Source organism: Bradyrhizobium sp. 25ACV (assembly GCF_054863005.1).
In genome coordinates this window covers 1-246 of sequence record NZ_JAVAYO010000173.1, presented here as the reverse complement: position 1 = coordinate 246, position 246 = coordinate 1, and the positions used below count along the sequence as shown (strand labels likewise).

1 protein-coding gene is annotated in these 246 nt (G+C 73.2%); it reads left to right on the top strand.

Annotated features, from left to right (window positions below; all coding sequences use genetic code 11):
• On the top strand, positions 1-246 hold a 246-nt coding region (locus RAD04_RS39040), incomplete at both ends, for a TetR/AcrR family transcriptional regulator C-terminal domain-containing protein (RefSeq protein WP_461628017.1).

Here is a 246-nt window from a genome sequence, read left to right as displayed (position 1 = left end):
CCCCCGAATGGGACCGGGCCCTGCAGCAGTGGGCCCGCGGACTCTGGCAGGCCTACCAGGCCCACCGCTGGCTCGCCGACCTCCCGACCTCGGCCCCGCCGCGCGGCCCGCACGCCATCGCCTGGATGGACGCGGGCCTGCGCGCCATGCGCCCCCTGCCCCTCGAACGCATGACCAAGGTCGGCATCCTCACCTTGATCAGCGGCTACGTGAACACCTCGGCCCGCATGGCCCAGCAACTCGAAG